Source organism: Rothia sp. HMSC065G12 (assembly GCF_001811455.1).
Lineage (GTDB): Bacteria > Actinomycetota > Actinomycetes > Actinomycetales > Micrococcaceae > Rothia > Rothia dentocariosa.
This window is the reverse complement of record NZ_KV804815.1, coordinates 389,894-408,237: the sequence shown is the minus strand read 5'-3', so window position 1 is coordinate 408,237 and position 18,344 is coordinate 389,894. Positions and strand designations below refer to the sequence as shown.

The window sequence follows — 18,344 nt, the reverse complement described above, 5'->3', positions numbered from 1 at the left end:
TTTTATACGCTTAGCATTTCATCAGAAACGAGGAATCATGGATATCGAACGTGGCGGCTCTGCTCAGCATGCTTTCCCTGAGCATTATCGTGCAGGGTTTGTATCTTTAGTAGGGCGTCCCAACGCTGGAAAATCGACCCTTACGAATGCTTTGGTAGGGCAGAAGGTGGCGATTACATCAAGTCGCCCCCAAACAACACGCCACACGATTCGCGGTATTGTGCATCGAGACGATTATCAGCTGATCCTTGTTGATACTCCAGGTATTCACCGCCCTCGTACCCTTTTGGGGGAGCGACTTAATGATCTTGTTGCGGGCACTCTTTCTCAAGTGGATGTCCTGGGGTTTTGCATCCCAGCAAACGAGAAAATTGGTCCCGGTGACCGTTATATTGCTTCTCAGTTGGTGGCTTCAAGTAATAAACCTGTCGTGGCAATAGTCACAAAGTCTGATACTGTCGGTAGCGACCAGCTCTCCGAACAGCTTATAAAGGTGCAGGCTCTTGGTGAAGAGGTAATGAGCGCAGAACGCGCTGATCGAGCCCGCCGAGCTGTGCATCGTGAGAATCGTGTATCGCGTAGCAAAAAAGACAATAAAAATATACCTTTTGCCAAAGGTTCAGGTCCCGCAGCTCAACGACGAACTGGCAAAAATTATGAGCCCACAGTCCATGATGGTCAGGGTGGTTGGGCTGATATTATCCCGGTTTCAGCGGTACAGCACTTTCAAGTCGATGCCGTTGCTGACGTTTTGGCAAGTTACATGCCGGTTTCACCTCCGCTCTATCCTGAGGGTGAACTTACAGACGAACCTGAAGCTACCATGATCGCAGAATTTGTGCGTGAGGCCGCTTTAGAAGGCGCGCGTGAAGAACTGCCTCATTCTATTGCCGTCACTGTTGAGGAAATGAACTTTCGAGAAGGCCGTTCAAAAGATAACCCCTTGCTGGATGTACATGTTAACCTGTTTGTGGAACGCGAATCGCAAAAGTACATTATTATCGGCAAGGGTGGTTCTCATCTTCGGAAGATTGGTACACAAGCGCGTGAGCAGATTGAGGCTATGCTAGGCACTCGTGCATACCTCAATATTCATGTCAAGGTAGCTAAAGAGTGGCAATCTGATCCCCGAGCGCTGAATCGTTTAGGTTTTTAAGCGGTCCTGATACATAGAAAGAGAGTTGGTATGCCTCAGGCACCTTCTATGAAGAGTAGTGGTCGCCATATGCGCCACGGCATCATGAAGTCGGCGCGTAACAAGTGGATTGCGCTCTTGAGCGTCTGCATGTTGGTTGTCCTCATGGGCTTCGGCGGAGCTATTCTGCTACGTCTGCGCGCAAACTTGCATACTGAGCCGCTAAATATTAGTGACTTTACGGGTGCAGTTGAGAATGGTGCACTCGACATTCTGATTATCGGATCGGATACCCGTAAAGGTAATAATGGCGCCTACGGGAACGATGATGACCGCAACTCAGAAGCTCGTTCCGATGTGATGATGCTCCTGCAGATCAGCGCAGATCGTAAGAACGTAAATGTGCTGTCCTTTCCTCGTGACTTGGTGGTTTCGATCCCAAAATGCACCGACCCCAAGACTAATAAAGCCTATGAAGCTGAGGATGATATACAAATCAATGAATCATTGGCACGCGGCGGTCCGGGATGTACGGCAGCTACTATCAGCAAACTCACGGGCGTACACATTGACCACTTCATGCTGGTAGATTTCAATGCTGTTAAAGAACTCTCTCGCGTAGTAGGCGGCGTTGAAGTTTGTGTAGATAACCCCGTCAATGACGAGTACAGCGGATTGAATCTACCCGCTGGCAACTCGAAGGTCGAGGGAGAGCAGGCGCTTGCGTTCCTGCGTTCACGCCACGGCTTTGGTGATGGCTCTGATATTGGTCGTATTCAAGCTCAACAGGGATTCTTGTCAGCTCTGCTTCGTAAGGTCAAGGCCGAGGGAACACTCGATAATCCAAATAAACTTTTGAATATTGCGGAGGCTATCACCCAGAACGTCACGGTTGATGATGATCTGGGCAATCCCAACGAGATTGCCGGTATTGGTGCGACTATTGGCGGCATCGACCTGTCCGAGGTGGTTTTTGCAACTATCCCAACCGAGCCGTGGAACCAAGATCCCAACCGCCTGCAGCTTACCTCTGAGGCACAGTCGGTGTTCCAGCGCCTTCGTGATGATAAGTCGTTGAAGGTTGAAGAAGCGAAGCAAGGCGATAGTGCACCTGCACAGCTTGATAAGTCGATACCTATCACCGTGTATAACGCTACGGGCATTGACGGTCGTGCTGCAGCCCTTGCTCGTATCATCGGTAATCTTGGATACACAAGTGTAACCCCGGCAAGTACTGCCGAATCTGTTTCTACCACCACAATTTCTTATGGCGAGGGTTACGAAGCTGAGGCGCGCGAAATTGCTGCAAAGATGAATATCACGCGGGTAGAGCCGAACGCTCAGGTTATCGGCGTAACGCTTACCATCGGCACCGATTTCCCCAGTGGCGATGCGATGGAGAAACAAGATTCGCAGATCGCGGGTGGAGCTGCCGGTCAGACTGCTGATCAGGCCACCTGCCAGCATGCATTTGCTTACTAATGTAGTAAGGCTTTGACGCCTACCTTACGGGAGGTGCAGCCTAAGGTTTAAAACCTTAGGCTGCACCTCCCGCTTCTGTTTCAGGCAGGTACGTCTTGGAAAATTTCTATTCCATATGATGGACGATAGGAGTGTTGGGAAATAGCTCCTCTTCTGTCTCGTGGTAGCGTTGAGGTATGAAGACTCTCGGCGACTGTGCAGTTTCGCATCTGCTTCTCCTTATTCGCCGGAACGGGGCTTAGTTATTTCCGCACCCGTTCCGGGTATTTTGTGCGGCGCATTTTCGCGATTTATCACACCCGTTTATGAGCCTAATTTCAAGGCACGATTCTCAAGGAATTTAGTATGCAAAACTTCCAGCAGCCTTCGTCCATGCCAGTACATAAGTATCGTCCTTTTCACGAGCAGATTAAAGTCGATCTGCCGGATCGTACTTGGCCTTCACATGTAGCTACTCAAGCGCCACGTTGGTGTGCAGTTGATTTGCGTGACGGCAACCAAGCATTGGTCGATCCCATGGACACAAAACGCAAACTGGCGATGTTCGATTTACTCGTTCGTATGGGGTACAAAGAAATTGAGGTTGGTTTTCCCTCAGCTTCACAAACTGATTTTGATTTTGTGCGCACTCTGGTAGAAGACGGACATATTCCGGAAGATGTCACCATTCAGGTTTTGGTACAGGCACGAGAGCATCTGATTGCTCGTACCTTTGAAGCCATCGAAGGCGCTCCTCGAGCCATTGTTCATTTTTATAATTCAACTTCTGTGCTGCAGCGCCGCGTAGTATTCCGTCAAGATGAAGACGGTATCTTGGATATTGCTCTGCAGGGTGCACGCCTGTGTAAGAAATACGAAGAGCAAATGATTACGGATACCAAGGTTCTGTATGAGTACTCGCCGGAATCTTTTACGGGGACCGAACTTGAGTATGCGGCGCGCGTATGTAATGCCGTCGCAGATGAGCTTGAGGTCGGCGTCAATGGTCGCGAGCTCATCGTAAACCTGCCTGCTACCGTTGAGATGGCAACGCCTAATGTTTACGCAGACTCTGTGGAATGGATGAACCGTCATCTCAATAACCGTGACCACATCGTTTTGTCCCTACACCCCCATAACGACCGTGGTACGGGTGTTGCCGCCGCCGAATTAGGATATTTGGCGGGTGCTGACCGCATTGAGGGGTGTCTTTTCGGCAATGGGGAGCGCACCGGTAATGTCGATCTGGTTACTCTGGGCTTGAATCTCTATACCCAGGGGATCGATCCTCAGATTGATTTCTCTAATATTGATGAAATCCGCAAAACCGTTGAATATTGTAACCAGATGCCGGTTCATGAGCGTTCCCCCTATGGCGGCGATCTGGTGTTTACCGCTTTCTCTGGCTCGCATCAAGACGCTATCAAGAAGGGTTTTGAAGCTCTTGAAACTAGTGCGGCCGAGCAGGGTAAGACTGTGGACGAGGTTTTCTGGGAAGTTCCGTACCTTCCTATCGATCCACGAGATTTGGGACGCACCTATGAAGCCATTATCCGCGTGAATTCGCAGTCTGGTAAGGGCGGTGTTGCATATCTGCTGAAGAAGGATTACGGCCTGGATTTGCCCAAGCGTGCCCAGGTTGAGTTCTCACAGATTGTGCAGGCTCGTACTGATGCCGACGGCGGCGAGATGACCTCGCAAAATCTGTGGAATATTTTCACGGATGAATACTTGCCTGCTCCTGATGATCAGCCTCGTTGGGGTAAGTATCGTATTGAGTCGATCAATATTGAGTCTGCTGACACGGGCTCGACATCCCTTCGCGTAGGGCTGAATATTGATGGTCATCTCTTTACCCGTACCGGTACGGGAACTGGTCCCGTGGATGCGCTTCAGAGTATTCTTCGTGACGAAGGCGTAGATCTGCGTGTGCTCGATTATTCTGAACACACCATGTCCTCCAGTTCAACCGCAAACGCTGCCTGCTATATTGAGGTTGCTATTGATGCGCGTGTGCTTTGGGGCATCGGGGTGGATGACTCGACCACTCGTGCAGCGCTGAAGGCTATGGTTTCAGCTGTGAACCGTGCGTTGCGTGATGAAGCGCATTCATCATCCATCTAAAGGTAAATCCTGCCTGTAAACACGGGGTTCTAGTGGTACATGTGCTGCTAGAACCCTGCTGTTTGTTAGGGAACGCGTGAGGACGACGGTTCACAAACCCAGACATGCGTTATCAGGTACGGTATTCTTGATTATCGTGGAGTATATTCAAGCAATTATTCTAGGTTTCGTACAGGGCCTTACCGAGTTCCTTCCGATCTCGTCGTCTGCCCATTTGCGCATTGTCGGTCAACTGTTGCCCGAAAATGTTGATCCTGGTGCCGCTTTTACCGCTATTACCCAGTTGGGGACTGAGACGGCGGTTCTAGTCTTTTTCTGGCGTGATATTGTGCGTATTATTCGTGCCTGGTTCGGTTCGCTCACCGGTAAAGTCAAGCGAGATGACCCTGATGCACGTATGGGATGGCTCATTATTATTGGTTCAATCCCCATTGGTGTTCTGGGTTTCCTCTTGGAAGACTACATCGACACCTCGTTCAGGTCTTTGTGGATTGTCGGGGCGCTTCTGATCGTTTTTGCTGTCTTCCTTGCGGTGGCCGATCGTTTCGGTAAGGAACAACGAGAGCTTAAAGACCTCAATATGAATCATGGTCTAGTCTATGGTTTGGCACAATCCTTAGCTCTTATCCCAGGTGTTTCTCGCTCGGGCGGCACCATTATGGCTGGCTTGTTCATGGGATACACTCGTGAGGCTGCAGCCCGCTACTCATTCCTGCTGGCGATGCCTGCTGTGTATATGTCTGGGCTTTATAAGGCCAGTAAAGTGGTTATCGGTCAAGAACACCTAGAGTATTACGGTTTGCTCTCCACGCTCATCGCAACTGTGATTGCTTTTGTCGTTGGTTATTTGATCATCGGTTGGTTCCTCAAGTACGTATCGACTCGGTCATACAGTATTTTCGTGTGGTACCGCATTATTCTGGGCACGCTAATTTTCGTAGGCCTGGGTACAGGCTTTATTACGTCGTAGTACGCTTTGAGCGTTCACCATGTTATACCCGTCCGCTAGGTTGAGCTGGGCGGGTATGCTTGTAGGTAGATTTTTGGTCGTTGAAAGGAAGCCCTATGCGAGCTTGGGATACGCCCACAGTTCCGTCTCTGCCGGGGTCGGCACCACTACCGCAGATCTTTGATACTTCGACGGGCACTGTGGTTCAGCTTCAAGAGCCCCAACACGCAGGGTTGTATGTCTGCGGGATAACCCCGTACGATGCAACGCATATGGGCCATGCTTCAACCTATGTTGCTTTTGATGTGCTCAATCGTGCCTGGCGTGATGCCGGGGTAACTGTCACTTATGTACAAAATGTGACTGATGTGGACGACCCACTATTAGAGCGTGCCACTGCTACTGGCGTTGATTGGCAAGAACTTGCCGAAGAGCAGACTGAACTTTTCAGGACCGATATGGAGGCGCTTCATGTGCTTCCGCCTGATCATTATGTGGGCGTCGTTGAATCCATTCAATGGCTTTTCCCGGTGATTGAGGATCTTGTTGAACGTTCCCTGGCGTATCGTGTGGCGGGGTATGTCGATGAAAAGGGTGTGCAGCACCCCGGCGGTGATATCTATCTTGATCTAAAGGCGGTACAGGCACTTCCACAGAATGAGGACGGATATTCCTGGACTCCTGGCGAAGTCAGCCACATGAGCCGCGATGAGATGCTCGATATTTTCTCTGAACGTGGGGGAGACCCTGAGCGTTCGGGCAAGCGTGACCCTTTAGACCCGCTTTTGTGGCGTATTAAGCGTGAAGGTGAGCCTTCGTGGGATGCAGGCTCTCTAGGGGAGGGCCGTCCCGGCTGGCATATTGAATGCACGATGATTGCTCGTAAATTTATAGATGGTCCGCTGACGGTTCAAGCAGGTGGTTCCGATCTAAAATTCCCGCACCATGATTTGGGCGCCGGACATTCATGGGCCGTCTCGAACCGCCCACATGCTTTGCACTATGCGCACACTGGGATGGTGGGACTTGATGGTCATAAGATGAGTAAATCCCGCGGTAACCTCGTGCTGGTTTCTAAACTTCGTGCAGCGGGTGTTGACCCCAATACGATCCGACTCACTATTATGGATCACCACTACCGTGAAGATTGGTTCTGGACTGATGAGGATCTTAAGAAGGCTCAGGCTCGCCTAGATCTTTACCGTCAGGCGGTTGAAAGCGCTAACGGTACTGATTCATCTGCGGCTGAACAGGCGCTAGAGAAGGTACGGGAGTATCTGGCGAATGATCTGAAAACATCAGGTGCGCTCATGGCACTTGACGCTTGGGCTATTTCGGCTCTTGAGCAGGTGCGCGATGGTAACGCTGAGCCTTGTGGCGGCGGAGAACTTATTCGAGACACGCTCTCAGCACGCCTAGGAGTTGTGCTCTAAAACAGGTTCTACTATGAACGACTGGTTCCCGTACTAAGCTTTGAGTCTTGATATGGGAACCTTTGTTTATCCATAGAACCGGTAGAATAGAAATAAACTACGTGACAAGGAGACACACAGCATATGACCACTCCCACCGGTGCCATTAACCGCCGTGGTTCATTCCGCCCCGGCGAGCGCGTGCAATTAACCGACGAGCGTGGTCGCATCACCACCATCACTCTGCAGCAAGGTGGGGAGTACCATTCACATCGAGGGTTCCTCAAACACGATGAACTCATCGGTGCGCCTGAAGGAACTGTTATTGAGAACACTCACGGTTTTCTTTATCAGGCGCTGCGCCCTCTGTACAAAGATTTTGTGTTGTCTATGCCGCGTGGTGCTGCCGTGGTGTACCCCAAAGATGCCGCTCAGATTATTGTGAAGGCCGATATTTTTCCGGGGGCTCGTGTTGTCGAAGCCGGTGTTGGTTCCGGTGCTCTTTCTATCGCTTTATTGCGAGCTGTAGGCGATGATGGCTGTGTGCATTCTTTTGAACGTCGCGAAGAATTCGCTGAGGTCGCGCGTGCAAATATTGAGACTATGTTCGGGGGAACGCATCCAGCGTGGAAGCTGAGCATTGGCGATCTCCAAGAGAGACTTCCCGAAGTTGAGCAGCCCGGCAGTGTCGATCGTGTGGTACTTGATATGCTTGCGCCTTGGGAATGTTTGGATGCTGTTGCGCAGGCTCTTGCACCGGGTGGGGTGTTAATTTGTTATGTGGCAACGGTAACCCAAATGTCTCGGCTGGTGGAAGGGCTGCGTGCGGATGGTCGTTTTACAGAGCCTGAGTGCGATGAAACTATGGTACGCGGCTGGCATGTTGAGGGGTTAGCGGTTCGTCCAGATCACCGGATGGTTGCGCATACAGCTTTTCTGATCGTAGCCCGGCGCCTTGCAGATGGTGCAGTTCGTCTTTCTCCGAAGCGTCGGGCTTCTAAAAACGACTTCACCGATGATGATATGAATGCCTGGATTCCGATGAATGTGGGGGAGCGAGAGGTTACTGATAAGAAGGTGCGCCGTGCCCTACGGGACGCTAAAAATCTTGCGGAGCATGCAGTGCATGCCCATCGGGTGGCTGTAGCTGAATCTCAGGAAGAAACTTCTATACCCAATGGTTTAGATAAACCCGAGTAGGCTTGACCAATATTTCTGGCCCGCAGCGGTGGGCAAAAACACCGTCCATGACAAGTTTGCTGATGAGAGGAAAAGGATTTGACGCCTGAACATATAAATCCGTCTCGGGAATCGTCTTCAGATCCCAAGTCGTCGGCTCGTCAGCCAAGCCCCGCGCCGCATTATTCTGCAGCTCAGAGCCAGAATCCGATTCCTTCTTCTCGCGCTGTAAGCCCCCAAGAGTATGAGGCTTTACTGAGGCGTGTAAGTGCTGCTGAGTCGACTCGCACTAATATGAACCGGCAGTTACGAGCCGCTTCTGAGAAAAATCGTAAATTGGTTGAGGCACTTACTCACTTCAAATATGAGATTGAGCGGCTACGGGCTTCACTAGCGCAAGAGATCATGCCCCCGTTGAATTCAGGAATTATTCTTGCGGTCAGTACGGGACAGCGTATGACCTATGCGCAGGCTGTTGACGATAAAACCCCCGCTGAAGTTGAAGATTACCTTGACGTTCAGGTTGGGGGACGTCTTATGCGCGTTCCTCTCTCCCCACTTTTGGACCGTAAAAACTTGGCACCGGGTATGACGGTGCTCCTCAATGAACAGTCTGAAGCTGTTCTATCCCTTGGATATGAATCCTATGGGGACGTTGTGACGATTCGTGAGGTTCTGAATCCCCAGAAAGTGCTCATCGATACTGCTTCTGGTGCTCAGCAAGTTGCCCGTGTCTCAGGGGAGCTTGATGCCGGCACTCTGCGCACAGGCGATGCAGTTACCCTAGATAGCCGCATCCGGATGGTTACCGGGATAGTTCCGGCAAGCCGCTCTCAAGAACTCGTTCTCGAAGAGATTCCGGATATTTCTTACGAAGATATTGGTGGCCTCGGAGCGCAAATTGAGCAGATCCGCGATGCCGTTGAGCTGCCTTATCTGCACCCAGAGATTTTCGAGCGTTACCATTTGGCACCGCCCAAAGGTATATTGCTCTACGGACCGCCCGGAAACGGTAAGACCATGATCGCCAAAGCTGTGGCAAACTCACTGGCGGCGCGTGCTGCCGCGTTAAACCCAGGTACAAATACTCGCGGTTATTTCCTTAATATCAAAGGCCCAGAGCTCCTCGATAAATTCGTGGGAGAGACCGAACGGCAGATCCGTGATATTTTCGTGGCGGCGCGGGAAAAAGCCCAAGCTGGTCACCCAGTCGTTGTGTTCTTCGACGAAATGGAGTCACTATTCCGTACCCGTGGCACGGGGCGTTCTTCAGATATAGAAACCACCATCGTTCCACAGCTTCTTGCTGAAATCGACGGCGTTGAATCCTTACAGAACGTTATCGTCATCGGCGCCACAAACCGTGAAGACCTCATTGACGCTGCAGTTATGCGCCCAGGGCGCCTCGACCTGAAAATCCGTATTAACCGTCCAGATGCCTCTGGAGCTACCGAGATTTTCGGGCTATATCTCACGGACGATCTGCCTCTAGATCCCCACGAAGTCGCCAAGCACGGTTCGGCAGAGGCGACGCTAGCAGCCATGATCTCTGCTGCCGTCGCGCAGCTTTATGCTCGTACTTCCGCTAACGCCTATGTAGCAGCAACTTTGGACCAGGGTATTAACACAGCAGATAATCCCCGCCTGCACGAAGAGACCCTATATCGCGGTGACTTTGTCTCTGGCGCCGTTATCCGCAACATTGTGGATCGCGCTAAAAAGTATGCCATCAAGGAACACCTCAGCTACACAAGCTCACCTCCCACCGGTATTGCCCATGAACCCCAACCAGAAGGTATTACCACAAGACACCTTCTCGAAGCGGTACGCGCAGAATTTGAAGATCAAGTTGAGCTGCCGCCCCTACCTGATGTTGAAGATGCACTCACCGTACGCGGAATACGAGGCAGGATTCTTTCCATCACGCCGCCACATACCGCCACTACACCTTAATCGTTCCAAGAAAGTAACCTCATGTTCCAGCCCGTCTACGGTATTCACCGCATCATGGGAGCAGAAACCGAATACGGTGTCATATCCCCGGATGCCCCTGACACAAACCCCACGATACTCTCCGCTATCGTGGTCAATACGTACGAAAAACTGGAAGCGAAGCGCACAGAATCTCTACGCCGGACCATTGAGGATAACGCGCAAAAAGCACAGCGCACGTACTGGTCTACAGAATCCGAGTCCCCGCTCACTGACGCCTTCGGACACACCGTCAAAGAACAAGAGGCACACTCCTCACAACTCACACACACCCGTCGAGAACTCACAAGCGAAGATATAGCGCTTGAAGCCCTACGAGAAGCAGGAATTGACGGATCCCAAGAGCTCATCCACGGACGAGGAGGCTACCCGGAACGCCTCGACTGGGACCGAGTCACCATGAACGCCATGCTCGCCAACGGCGCCCGACTCTACGTCGACCACGCCCATCCCGAATACTCATCCCCCGAAGTACTCACCCCGCTCCAAGCAGTACTTTACGATGCTGCGGGCGACAAAATAGCCTACGATTCCATCACCGAAGTAGCGCACCACACCGATGATAACCTACCAACCATCAAACTCTACAAAAACAACACCGATTCCAAGGGACAATCCTACGGTGCACACGAAAACTACCTCATCAGCCGCGATATCCCTTTCGAAGACGTTGCCAGCACACTCCTAACCTTCTTTGCAACACGCATCATCTATACCGGGGCAGGCCGCGTAGGCATAGGTGTTAACGGCGAAATTCCAGGATTCCAAATCAGCTCACGAGCCGACTTCTTTGAACGCCCTGTCGGGCTCGAAACAACTATTCGACGGCCCATCGTTAACACCCGCGATGAACCCCACGCCAACTCCGAGCGCTACCGTCGTCTGCACGTCATCCCTGCAGACGCCAACCTTTCCCACTATTCAAACCTCCTTAAATTCGGCACAGCCACTCTAGTACTAAACCTCATAGAATCCGGACGCGCCCCAAACCTACACCTCGCCGACCCAGTAACAGCGTTACACACCACCAGCCACGACCTATCACTCAGTGCTCAGCTCCCGCTCACAGAAGATTCTGACAGCACCACCAAATTCGCCACAGCTCTAGAAATTCAACGCGCATACCTCAACGCCTGTAAAAGCCACGAACAAGAGAACCCCACCGGAGTCGATAACGACACCCAACAAATACTCGCCCTCTGGGAAGAAACACTCGATGCTCTAGAAACAAATCCTCTCGCACTTGCAGATCGTCTCGACTGGGTCGCTAAATATGCGCTCGTCAGCAGCTATGTGGCCAAAGGTGTTCCCTATACCGATGCAAAGCTCAAAGCCCTTGACATACACTATGCAGATATAGATCCTACACGGGGTCTTTACCACCGCCTCGTAGCGCGTGGTCGGATGTGCACCCTCTTCACACCTCAAGACATTGAAGACGCCGCCCACACCCCACCATCAGACACCCGTGCTTATCTCCGAGGAACCCTGATGAGCCGATGGCCCGATGAAATCATTGGTATCAACTGGGATACCGTATCTTGCCGAGGGCGTTACTCCCACGAACTTACCCGACTCGTCATGCCTGAGCCCACACGCTACACTCAATCTGAAGTAGACCCGCTCTTACCACGAGTTACCCACTCCGACGAACTGCTTCAACTCCTCCAACAGAACACGACACCCCATAAAGACCTTTAGGAGAAAACATGTCACGTGAACGCATCCACGCTTCAGAGCTCCAGTACCACGAAGAACTCACTGAACAGGAGGAATCCCTCACCCAACAAGACACGACCGTTGTACATGACATAAGCGAAGTCGACGATATCCTCGACGAAATCGACGGGCTGCTCGCCGAAAACGCCGAAGAATTCGTCACCGGATTCGTCCAAAAGGGCGGTCAGTAACTCAAAGACTTGCTCAAAGCACTTTCGTCCCCTTACTAGAAACACACCATGGAACAACGCATATTTGGCATAGAAAGCGAATTCGGACTTAGCTACGTACCCCAGGGGCTAGGACGGCTCAGCGTCGAAGAAACAGCTGCAGCGCTCTTCAAGCCCGTCCTTGATGAATGGCGCTCTACTAACGTTTTCCTGCCCAACGGTGGACGGCTCTACCTCGATGTAGGTTCACACCCTGAATATGCCACCGCCGAATGCGCCACCATCGACGAACTCCTCGCCCAAGAACGCGCGGGCGAGCTCCTCTTCGCTCAACTAGCGCAACAAGCCCAAGAGCAATTGAGCACACACCACGATCGTCCTCTCAACGGCACGATCTACCTTTTCAAAAACAATGTAGACTCCGCCGGCAATTCATACGGCAGCCACGAAAACTACCTCATTAGCCGCAAACTCGAATTTCCTACCCTCGTTAAACAACTCGTACCATTCCTCGTCACCCGCCAAATCCTTGTAGGCGCAGGGAAAACCCACCCCAACGGAGGGCCCCTACAAGGTTCAACAGATCCACAAGCCACTACAGGCATACCTTCATACTCGTTCTCACAGCGAGCAGACCATATCTGGGAAGCAGCAAGCACCTCAACCTCCCGCACCCGACCCCTCATTAACACCCGCGATGAACCCCACGCCGATGCCTCACGATACCGCCGTATGCATGTCATCAACGGCGACTCCAATATGGCGGAACCCACGGTACTGCTCAAAATAATCAGCACCGACCTTGTGCTACGCATGCTCGAAGACCGATTTCCTGTTACCAGCTTAGAACTCGCATCGGTTCCGCAAGCTCTACGCACCATCAGCCACGACCTCACCGGAACCGCAGCTTTTGAAACCACAGACGGACAACGCTACACAGCTCTAAGCGTTCAAAAGCACTACCTCGACGCCGCCCGCCAATACATCACGCAATACGGGGCCCACCACCATCGCGTCGATTACGCACTAGACCTCTGGCAGCGCACCCTCGACGCCATCGAAACTGGTGACTACAGCAGTATTGACACCGAAATCGACTGGGCTATCAAAAAGAAACTCCTAGACGCATACATCGCCCGTAGCAACGCGGCTGGAACTCCGACAGACTATGCAAGCGCTCGCATCCAACAGCTTGATCTTGCTTACCATGATATTGACCCCCACCGCGGGGTTTACCATGCTCTAGTCCGGCGTGGAGCCATCACAACTATCCTCCCGCCTGATGCCGCACAGCGCGCGATGCAGGAGCCTCCGGCAACCCGCGCACGACTACGTTCACAGTTTGTAGAGGCGGCTAAAGATGCGGGGGAACAGTCTACCGTAGATTGGGTACACCTTAAACTCAACGCATACCCACAGCACACCCTAGTATTTAAAGATCCTTTTCAGACGGAGAGCTCCGAACTCACAAAGGTTCTTGAGATGCTTCGCCATAAGAACCCGCCTCAGTCCGTTCCGCCTTTGGTGTAATGTTCCACAATATGGTTCTACAACTAGCTTTTTATTCTAGGGTTTGATACTTTACGTATGTTTTATGTTCTTATTGATTTGCTCTACACCGTTGTATTTGTCGGGTTTTCGCCCGTTTAATATTGAGTTATAGAGCATCACATAATTTCGGCGTATCTTAAACGTTCAACTCCGAAATAAAGAAAACCTAGGGAAGGAACCTTTGTGTCGAAAAAAGCCTTGGCTGCTTCAGTACTCACTCTTTCGATGTTGCTAAGCGCTTGCGGCGCTGGTGACTCGGGTCAAAACGAATCTTCGCCGTCCGCTTCTACTAGTGAAAACACTGTGAGTAGCTCAGAAGCACTTGACAAAGTACAGGTAGATCTTAAGGGCGGAACTCAGGTTCCCGCTGTATCTTTTTCTACACCTTTTTCTACAGATCGGGAAGTTGCCAGGGTACTGGATGAAGGTACAGGTGACTCCCTTCAGGATAGCGATACTGTTCTCGTCAATGCTTCAATTTTTAATGGTGAAAATGGTTCGTTGGTAGGCAGTTCTTATAACGAAAATGAGCAATCTATACCCATTCAAGTTGGTCGATTAAAAACGATACAACCCACTATTTACGAAGTTATGAAGAAGATGAAGGTTGGTGGTTCTTTTGTATATAGTACGAACGTGTCCCACGAGCAGCAGCAACAGCAGTCTGCTTCCTCAGTACGACCAACTGTCGAAGCTGGTGCACCAACCAATCTTGAGGTTTATACCGTAGCTCGGAAGCTTCCCACAGAAAAGGATCTTCCTAAATATGCTCAGGGTACTGAGCAAACTCCCAATCCGAAGCTTCCTGCCTTCTCTCTGAATGAGACTACGGGTAAGGCAGAGCTGAAGTTCGCAGATGATAGGGGAGAGGCTCCGCATGAGCTTGTTGCTCAAGATTTGATTACTGGTACCGGTGCCGAAGTCAATGAGAACGATGCAGTGTATGTGCGTTATATTGGCGCTCAGTGGTCTGATGGTAAGGTCTTTGATGGGAACTACGATAAACAGGTCGCAAATTTCCAGCTTAACGGAGTTATTAAGGGTTGGAAACAGGGCTTAAAGGGTAAGAAAGTAGGTTCTCGAGTTGAGCTTGTTGTTCCTGCTGAACTTGCTTATGGGGAAGAGGGACAGAATGGTGGACCCAAGGGAACCCTAGTATTTGTTGTCGATATCTTAGCGACTGTTCCCATGAGCCCAGCCCACGCTTCAGCGCAGCCTTCTCAGCAGACCAAGGAGTCTTCTTCAGCTTCCCCCACAGCTATCCCCTCTAGCTTGGCGCCTACGGCTGATCCCACCAAACAGTAAATTCTATTCGAGCTCTGCCGATAAGCGCTGTACCCGTCTTCGGTAGGGCACTTGAGAGAAAAGGAAACATATTATGTCTTTTGGCCAGCGTAAGCTTGATCGAGAAAAGCCGGAAATTGATTTTCCCGAGGGCGATGCCCCGACCGAACTTGTTATCCAAGATCTTATCGAAGGTAAGGGGGCTGAGGCTGTTCCCGGTTCTCGTGTCTTGGCGCACTATGTAGGTGTTGCTTTTTCCACTGGTGAGGAATTCGATGCTTCCTGGAACCGCGGCGAGCCGCTTCCGTTCCAGGTTGGCGTGGGGCAGGTTATCCGCGGTTGGGATGAAGGACTGTTAGGCATGAAGGTTGGCGGTCGGCGTCGCCTCGAAATTCCTGCAAGCATGGCCTACGGTGACCGCGGCGCAGGATCGGTCATTAAACCTGGTGAATCCCTGATCTTTGTAGTGGATTTGGTAGACGTTAGCTAGAAAATCTTAAACTTTGGGGCTGCTGTCGTAATTTACGGGTATGAATACAGCAGCCCCTGAGTTGTTTAAGGTTTTATATATCCCCGTATGATGGATGTATGGCAACAAAAGCGCGAGATGTTTCGTCTAGTTCATCGTTGATTAGGATTTATCATCGGCTATGCAATAGCTCGCGGCGCGGTATTTCTCGCGCAGAGTTTTTAGAAGTATACGGTTTAGACGAATACACCATCTTTGGCTCGGGGAATAAACGAAAAGCTGAGACCATCGCTAAAAAGTTTGAGCGTGCAAAGGACTGTTTGCGTGATGCTGGTATCACGTTTAAGCATGTTGAACGTGACGGCAAAAGCTACTATGTGTATACTCCGGCCCCTAATCCGCTTCTTGATTGGGAACTTACGTTAGAGGACGCACAATTTCTCATGAGCCTGTGCCGTGCCTGGGAAGGTACCGAGCTTGAGAGCTCTGCACATCGTATGATGCGTAAGATCGTTCTTAGCGTTCCCACGCTCTCAGCTTCTATACGTTTAGAGGAACTAGAGGAACCGCTCCAGCGTATACGTCTAAGTGATGATTCCCATCTAGAAGAGATTTTTAGTGCCTTTAGCGAGCATAAAACCATTGATATGGACTATGGGGACTTCAATACTCGCCATAGCGAGAATCTGTCCGTGTGGGGGATAGGGTATCGTTACGGCAATTGGTATTTTGCGGCGCACTATCCCTCTCGCGAGGGTTCTGAGGCTCCGGAGGAAGAACCGAATCGTGCGTATATTCACCGTTTTGAGCGCATTCAGAGTATGCGCATCAACGGTAGTCAACAGCAGCAAGAAAGTTTTGTTCGGCCTGGTGAAACATTTGATTTTCAAACTATGCTTTCTGAAAACCTTCAGGGCTATGCCCGTACCGTGCCCGCCTTGTCTTTAGATTCACATGAGCAGCTGCTTCTTGACTCATATGGTGTTCGAGAAACTGCGGTGAAAGCCACCGCACGCGGATTGAAAATACTGGTCCCAAAATCGTCCGCAGATTTTTCGGGCAAAGACCTTCAACGGGCCCGGGATGCATACCGAGCTCAGCACAACCTGGTGGAACGTTTGCTTTCTACCCATCATCACAAGGCTGTTTTGCCCGAAGCATGGCGTAAAAATTCTCGCCGTGAACGCGATGATGATACAGACCGTTTTATTGACATGCTCTTGGTACTACATCGTCTAAGCCAAGACGATGCGGCTTGGTTCGAAGGGGGCGTTCCTTTTAAACCAGCGACTTCACTTCTACAAGTGGATAACGGCAAGTCTAAAAGCAACCTTGTCAGTGATTTTACCGACGTATGCGAGGACTATGGAGCTGCAGAGTTGGATCTTGCAGTCCCTATAGTCTTTCCGCCTCGTCAGGGTCGTGAACTATACGCCGAGCTAACCTATTCATGTGACGATCTGATTTATCAGGGCGTTCCTCTGTCAGCTTTAGAGCGTGCCATGCTCTTCTTTTCGATGTCAGCTGCTGAGGTTCTCTACCCAGACGATGCACGCGTTTCCAAAATTCGTGAGCTGCTGTTGGTGAGCTACCCAAAGGATGCTGAGCGCTTGCGCGGAAGCCTAATTTTCGCTCCTGAACACCATCTTATTCCTTTAATACATCGGGCAGTCTCTCAGAAACGAACCCTTATTTTTGACTATGCAGGGGTGCAGCGCACCGTTGATACTTGCTCACTGATCTTTGAAAATAATCGTTTTTATCTGCATGGGCTGTGGCGTGAAGCTGCCGATTCTAATGCCTGGCGAAATTTTGCTTTTGACCGCATTAGAAATGCGCGGCTTGGCGGTAAAAGCCATCAGGCCGTCGCCGCTAAGATTCCCAACACCCCGCATCTTTGGTCTCGGCAGCAACAGACAAATACAGAACACCCTTATGTTCGAGTCAAAATCCACGTTGAAAGTCTCAGAACAGAGCGGCGAGAGAGTACTATCCGTGCTTTGAAACGGCGGAGTACTCACGTTTCACGATCCCAGCCTTCTAAACCTGAAACGCCCTTGATTTACCATGAGCTGCACTACTATCCTGGTGAAAGCGAGGCAGGTCTTGAGCAAATATTGCATTTCGTTGTAGCGTATGGAGGTGCTCTAGAGATTCTTGAGCCAGAACCTGTACGGTCTCTACTTAAAGATCGTCTGATGTCGCTTCTAGCATAGATATCTGCGAAAGACACGCCCAGACATCTATAAGTAGAATAACAACCTTGTATAATAATTCCTATGCCGTGGTGGTTTTGGGTATTACTATGGGGCACCTTAACGATAGGTTCTCTAGCGTTTTTAGCGTGGTTCGTATATCGTGCACTCACACGGGGCTTCATGTTACTCGATCTTGTAGCAACATGGATGGAATCCATCGAAACTCGTTTCGATGAAGCGCAAGCGAATACCCGCCGAAAATTGCCTGCCGAGCAAAGCCTAGGGATTTTTACCCCAGTAACCACGGCGTACAATGAATACGAACATGGAAAACAGACACGCAGGTCTGAGCGAATCAAGCGACGGGTCTCCCGACGAGATCGACTCGGCCAACCTCAAAATATCGGAGACCTGCTCTAAGCACAGAAAGGTTCATACCTTATGGGTCAGTTGTTCAGTCACCCGGCAACTATTATCGTAGTCATCCTCCTCATCGTTCTGCTCTTTGGTGCTCCCAAGCTCCCAGGTATGGCACGTAGTCTTGGTCAGTCGATGCGTATCTTCAAGTCCGAAGTCGAGGGTATGAAGAGCGATAGTAAGAAGGAAGACGATAAGGACGATGTTGTCACCGCTGAGGTTGTCGACAACAAAGCTAAGTCCGAAAAGTCTGAAAACTAATTTTCAGTACAACAACACAACCC

The 18,344-nt window shown here is 50.8% G+C and carries 14 protein-coding genes; all 14 read left to right on the top strand.

The annotated features are described in order from the left end of the window. Positions 1–37 precede the first annotated feature (37 nt). The 14 genes from HMPREF2804_RS07015 to tatA all read left to right on the top strand — a co-directional run bounded on the left by HMPREF2804_RS07015 (position 38) and on the right by tatA (position 18,321). Positions 38–1,156 (top strand): GTPase Era, encoded by a 1,119-nt coding sequence (locus tag HMPREF2804_RS07015; protein WP_070450279.1) that lies wholly within the window; start codon positions 38–40, stop codon positions 1,154–1,156. Positions 1,157–1,186: 30 nt separating this feature from the next. Continuing rightward, positions 1,187–2,617, top strand: a complete 1,431-nt coding sequence (locus tag HMPREF2804_RS07010; RefSeq protein WP_070450276.1) for an LCP family protein — start codon at positions 1,187–1,189, stop codon at positions 2,615–2,617. Between the two features lie 345 nt (positions 2,618–2,962). Next, positions 2,963–4,720 carry a 2-isopropylmalate synthase gene (gene leuA / locus HMPREF2804_RS07005; protein ID WP_070627804.1) on the top strand — a complete coding sequence of 586 codons (1,758 nt, stop codon included), beginning with the start codon at positions 2,963–2,965 and terminating at the stop codon, positions 4,718–4,720. 136 nt (positions 4,721–4,856) lie between these two features. Further along, positions 4,857–5,690 carry an undecaprenyl-diphosphate phosphatase gene (locus HMPREF2804_RS07000; RefSeq protein ID WP_172884759.1) on the top strand — a complete coding sequence of 278 codons (834 nt, stop codon included), beginning with the start codon at positions 4,857–4,859 and terminating at the stop codon, positions 5,688–5,690. A gap of 95 nt (positions 5,691–5,785) precedes the next feature. Next, the gene (gene mshC / locus HMPREF2804_RS06995; RefSeq protein ID WP_070450270.1) at positions 5,786–7,102 is read left to right on the top strand and encodes a cysteine--1-D-myo-inosityl 2-amino-2-deoxy-alpha-D-glucopyranoside ligase; all 1,317 of its coding nucleotides are present in this window, start codon (positions 5,786–5,788) and stop codon (positions 7,100–7,102) included. A gap of 123 nt (positions 7,103–7,225) precedes the next feature. Further along, positions 7,226–8,281: a tRNA (adenine-N1)-methyltransferase gene (locus tag HMPREF2804_RS06990; RefSeq protein WP_070450267.1), complete on the top strand. Its 1,056-nt coding sequence runs from the start codon at positions 7,226–7,228 to the stop codon at positions 8,279–8,281. A 273-nt stretch (positions 8,282–8,554) separates the two neighbouring features. After that, the gene (gene arc, locus HMPREF2804_RS06985; protein WP_141744123.1) at positions 8,555–10,213 is read left to right on the top strand and encodes a proteasome ATPase; all 1,659 of its coding nucleotides are present in this window, start codon (positions 8,555–8,557) and stop codon (positions 10,211–10,213) included. Between the two features lie 21 nt (positions 10,214–10,234). Further along, positions 10,235–11,953 (top strand): depupylase/deamidase Dop, encoded by a 1,719-nt coding sequence (gene dop, locus HMPREF2804_RS06980; protein WP_070450264.1) that lies wholly within the window; start codon positions 10,235–10,237, stop codon positions 11,951–11,953. 8 nt (positions 11,954–11,961) lie between these two features. Then, a complete protein-coding gene (locus tag HMPREF2804_RS06975) occupies positions 11,962–12,162 on the top strand; it encodes a ubiquitin-like protein Pup (RefSeq protein WP_004004684.1) in 201 nt (66 codons plus the stop codon). A 48-nt stretch (positions 12,163–12,210) separates the two neighbouring features. Next, positions 12,211–13,671, top strand: a complete 1,461-nt coding sequence (gene pafA, locus HMPREF2804_RS06970) for a Pup--protein ligase (RefSeq protein ID WP_070450261.1) — start codon at positions 12,211–12,213, stop codon at positions 13,669–13,671. A 324-nt stretch (positions 13,672–13,995) separates the two neighbouring features. Then, the gene (locus HMPREF2804_RS06965) at positions 13,996–14,997 is read left to right on the top strand and encodes an FKBP-type peptidyl-prolyl cis-trans isomerase (RefSeq protein WP_239664648.1); all 1,002 of its coding nucleotides are present in this window, start codon (positions 13,996–13,998) and stop codon (positions 14,995–14,997) included. Positions 14,998–15,070: 73 nt separating this feature from the next. Further along, positions 15,071–15,466, top strand: a complete 396-nt coding sequence (locus tag HMPREF2804_RS06960) for an FKBP-type peptidyl-prolyl cis-trans isomerase (RefSeq protein WP_070450258.1) — start codon at positions 15,071–15,073, stop codon at positions 15,464–15,466. A gap of 98 nt (positions 15,467–15,564) precedes the next feature. Further along, positions 15,565–17,661, top strand: coding sequence for a WYL domain-containing transcriptional regulator (locus tag HMPREF2804_RS06955; protein WP_070450255.1), 2,097 nt, complete (start codon positions 15,565–15,567; stop codon positions 17,659–17,661). A gap of 423 nt (positions 17,662–18,084) precedes the next feature. Then, positions 18,085–18,321, top strand: coding sequence for a Sec-independent protein translocase subunit TatA (tatA, locus tag HMPREF2804_RS06950; protein WP_004004679.1), 237 nt, complete (start codon positions 18,085–18,087; stop codon positions 18,319–18,321). Positions 18,322–18,344: the final 23 nt, after the last annotated feature.